General features: G+C 77.3%; 4 protein-coding genes. All 4 read right to left on the minus strand.

The annotated features are described in order from the left end of the window. Nucleotides 1-229: 229 nt before the first annotated feature. Nucleotides 230-529, minus strand: a complete 300-nt coding sequence (locus tag VF468_20385) for a WXG100 family type VII secretion target (protein ID HEX5880648.1) — start codon at nt 527-529, stop codon at nt 230-232. Nucleotides 530-625: 96 nt separating this feature from the next. Then, nucleotides 626-2,392, minus strand: a complete 1,767-nt coding sequence (locus VF468_20390) for a DNA polymerase Y family protein (GenBank protein ID HEX5880649.1) — start codon at nt 2,390-2,392, stop codon at nt 626-628. Between the two features lie 15 nt (nt 2,393-2,407). Next, nucleotides 2,408-3,163, minus strand: coding sequence for a hypothetical protein (locus VF468_20395; protein HEX5880650.1), 756 nt, complete (start codon nt 3,161-3,163; stop codon nt 2,408-2,410). 125 nt (nt 3,164-3,288) lie between these two features. Then, complete coding sequence (locus VF468_20400) at nt 3,289-3,438, minus strand: hypothetical protein (GenBank protein HEX5880651.1); 150 nt, start codon at nt 3,436-3,438, stop codon at nt 3,289-3,291. Nucleotides 3,439-3,645: the final 207 nt, after the last annotated feature.

Raw genomic sequence — 3,645 nt, forward strand, 5'->3', positions numbered from 1 at the left:
TTGGCGCTGAATTCCCGAGCGCCGCGCAGGACCCGATCTCGCAGAATTCTCTCCGCAATGTTCAATTGACAATTTCTCGTACAGATACCTCCAGATTCGCTAGTGTCCCGAGCCGAACCGCCTGCTCCGGGCGGCCGTTCGGGGCACGGCCGACCGGCCCCCAGGGCAGGTGCCCGGCCAGCCGGGCCATCTCTCGAGCCGGCACCTCTCGACCGTCCTCGCCGAACGGTCAGGGGCGGCCGAAGCTGGCGGCGATGCCGTGCTCGGCCGACTCGTAGCTGGCGCCGGCGCGGGCGGTGAGGCGGGCGATGCCGGTCAGGGCCTGCTGCAGGGAGGTGCCGCTGCGCTGCCATTCGGCCCAGAGCTCGAGGAACCGGGCCTGGGCGACGCCGGCCCAGTCGGACCCGAGCGGGGCCACGTTGGCGGCGAGCTGCCGCAGGGTGCCCTCGATGCTGGACGCGCCGGCGTCGAGCTGGGCCGAGATCTGCTGGAGTTGTTCGGGGGTCACCCGGATGCCGGTGGTGGCCATGTCGCTCCTTCCGTGCGGTGCCTGCTGGATCGGAGCAGTTCTACGTTCGGGGGGAAACGGGCGCAAACGGATGTCCACAGCCCCTCTGGGGGTTACTCAGTCGTAGATGGCCTCGACCCACCAGCGGCCGCCGGCCAGCCGGAGCAGGTAGGCGGCGCCCTGGTCGGTGGTGGCCTGGAGGCGGACCAGGCGGCGGTGGGCGGCCGGGTCCCACCAGCGCTCGTCGACCAGCCAGGGGCCGGCCCAGGCGGTGATGGCCGCCCAGGGCCGTCCCTGGACCCGGACCCGGCTCGGCGGGGAGCCGAGCAGGCCGCGGCCGTCGACCGAGACGACCCCGCCCGCCTCGTCGACGACCTCCGCCGGGAGCGGCTCGGCGTAGACGACCGCCGGGGCCGGGGCGGGGACCTGCCCCGGCCAGGGCACGGAGGAGGCCCCGCGGTCAGAGGACGAAGGGTCCGAGACCGGCAAGCCCAGGGCCGGAGGGACCGAGGCCAGAGAGGCCCAGGCTGAAGGAGTCAAGGTCGGGGAACCCGGGGTCGCGGGATCTGCGTGGGTGAGGGCGACCCGGTCGGCCGGGTCGCGGCCGCCGCGGAGGTGGGGGGTGTGGACGGCTTCCGGGCCGAGCAGGCCCTGGATGCGGGCCAGGGCCCGGGCCGCCCGCTGGCCGGCCTCGGTCTCCCCGCCCCAGAACCCGAGCTGGCGCCCCCGGTCGGGGACGACCTCGTCGGGCACCAGCACCAGGCGGGTGAGCGCCCCTGGGAGCTGGCCGGTCCGGCCGGTGAGCCAGCCGTCGAGCTGCCAGCGGACCCGCTCGGCCATGATGGCCGCCATCCGTCCGGGACCCTGGGCCGGGGCCGGGCCGGTGGGGGCCGGGGAGTGGGAGACCGGGTCGGGGGTGGAAGGGGGGTGGCGGGCCGGGGGGGTGGCCGGGTCGTAGCGCCAGACCCGGGAGAGGGTCTCGCCCTGGTCGGTCTCGGCTTCGATGCGGAGGCGGGTGCAGGCCAGGCCGAACCGGTCGAGGCGGGCCACCAGCTCGTCGGCCAGGGTCTTGGCGGTGAAGGCGGCGACGTCGACCCGGTCCGCGGGCGGGTCGAGCTCGGCCGCCACCCGGAGGTCGGGTGGGGGGCGGCGGGCCTCCCGTGGGTGCTCGTCCAGGCCGTTGGCCAGGCGGGAGGCGCGGGCGCCCTCGGGACCGAAGCGGGTCGCCAGGTCGGCCCTTGGCAGGCCGGCCAGATCGCCGAGGGTGCGCAGGCCGAGGCGGACCAGCAGGTCGGCGAGGTCGGGGCGGTCCAGGGTGGTCACCGGGAGGGGCGCGAGGAAGGCGCGGCTGCCGCCCGGCGGGACGATGACCTGGTGGCGGGCGGCCAGGCCGGCGGCGAAGGTCCCGTCGGCGATCCCGACCTGGCAGCCGCCCCGACCGAGACCCCTATGGTCGAGGTCGAGGCCGCCCTCCGGGCGCCGGTGACCCTCCGGTGGCCATTGGCCCCGGCCGGCGAGGGCGGCGTGGACGGCGGCCGTCACCGCGACGGCCAGGGCCGGCTCGCCGCCGTGGTAGCGGGCGGCGCCGCGGGCCGGGAAGGCGCACTCGCCCGGCCGGAGGACCTCGACCCAGGGGGTGAGCCGCTCGACCGCCACCAGCACCGGCTCGAAGGCGCGGGCGTCGCGGGCCGGGTCGTGGGCGAGCAGCTCCAGCTCCGGGCAGCGGCCCTGAGCCTCGCGGCGGCGCAGGCCGGGCCGGACGCCCTCGGCCCGGGCGGCCGCCGAGCAGGCGACGACGCGGTTGGCGTGGACGACGGCCGTCAGGCTGTCCGGCGGCGCCCCGGCGGCCACCACCGGCCAGTCCGGGCACCAGACCACCACCATGCGGGACACCGCGGGTCACCCGGCATCGGCGAGGGGCACCCCGGACGACCCACCCGCTTCCGCCGCGGCAACCCCTTCCCCGGGGAGGGGGAGCTCGGGGAGCCGGCCCTCCCCCGCCGGGGCATCCCCTTCCCCGGCGAGGGTGAGGCCGGTCGGGCCTCCCGACCCGACCCGGGTGGCGGCCGCGATGGTGCCGTCGGGGGCCGGCAGCCAGAGGAGAGCCCGGCGTTCGCGGGCGGCGGCGCCGCGGCCGGCGACCAGGACCTCGACCCGGCGGGACTGGAGATGGCCGTGCCCCTGGCCGAGGCCGTGCCAGTCGCTGGCGGTGAGGGCCAGGCGCAGGTCGGCCGGCTCGGACCAGGGCCCGAGGGGGACGAGGACGGCGCCGCGCTCCCGGGCCCTGGCCGCGAGGCGGCGGGCCTGGGCGGTCGGGAGCCGGGCCGGGGGACGCACCAGCACGACGTCGACCGCGTCCAGGAGGGCGGCGACCACCGCCGGCCAGGCCCGGGCGCCGGGGGCCGGGACCAGGGCCAGGCGCTCCAGGGCGAGGCCCGTCTCGGCGGCGGCCACGATCCCCAGGTCGGGCAGGCCGACCGCGGCCACCCAGGAGCCGGCCGCCGAGGCCCCGGCGACCAGGGCGAGGGCCAGGGCAGCGGAGTGGCTGACGGCCACCGTCGTCCCCCGGCGCAGCCCCTGGCCGACGAGCAGCGGCCGGAGGGCGGGAACCACCGGCAGCAGCCGTTCGTCGGCCAGGGCGACCCCGGGCCCCACCAGCTCCGCCCGGTCCAGGGCGCCGGAACTCCGCAGAGTGGTTCTCAGACCACTTTCAGTGGCCGCCATGCCTAATGTTCGAACATATGTTCGAGAGTGTCAAGCACCTCCGGCCAACCGGAGGGTCACCGGAGCGACAACGCCACCAGCGCGATGCCGTGGTCGCGGTCCGATCCCACGCGCCGGTAGGCCGCCTCGGACCCGTCGACCTCCTGACCGAGGGGACGGGCCAGGTCGCGCTGCAGCCTCGTCCGCGGCGGCCGGGTCAGCTTCACCGCGCCGCCGCCTCGGCAGGGCGGACAGGCCGAGGAACTACCATGGTCGGACCACCCAAGCGCGGACCCCGGAGTGCCCATGGCCGAAGACCCCGCCGTCGCCCGGCCCGGATCCCCGCTCGGCCAGCCCAGGAGCATGCGGCTGCGGCTGGTCCGGGCGGCCAACGTCACCCTCGGGACCGACCCGTCGCTGACCGACCTGTACCG

The sequence above is a fragment of the Actinomycetota bacterium genome, from assembly GCA_036280995.1.
GTDB lineage: Bacteria > Actinomycetota > CALGFH01 > CALGFH01 > CALGFH01 > CALGFH01.